Consider the following 366-nt stretch of genomic DNA (forward strand, 5'->3'; position numbering starts at 1 on the left):
TAATTATAATTATAGCGAAGAAAAAACAAAAAAAGTTGAGAAAAAAGAGGAAGAAAAAAAGGAAAAATCCAAAAAAGAAGAAAAACGACGGATAGATATTGCAGAAGCTTGGGATACTTTCTTTTTTGCTCAAGTAATAAGAGGTTCTCTSTTAATAACTCAATCAACTCTTAGAAAATATATTAAATTACCTTTATTAATAATAATTAAAAATACTGTTCGTATGTTATTATTTCAATTTCCCGAATGGTCGCAGGATTTAAAGAACTGGAAACGAGAAATGCATGTTAAATGTACCTATAACGGGATTCAATTATCAGAAACAGAATTTCCAAAAAACTGGTTAACGGATGGTATTCAGATAAA

Annotated in this window: 1 protein-coding gene; it reads left to right on the forward strand. The window is 27.9% G+C overall.

Translation table 11 applies throughout. The features are described from left to right. The coding region (locus tag DEH80_RS17095) for a hypothetical protein (protein ID WP_133249321.1) at positions 1-366 on the forward strand (366 nt) is incomplete at both ends.

This window comes from Abyssibacter profundi (genome assembly GCF_003151135.1).
GTDB lineage: Bacteria > Pseudomonadota > Gammaproteobacteria > Nevskiales > OUC007 > Abyssibacter > Abyssibacter profundi.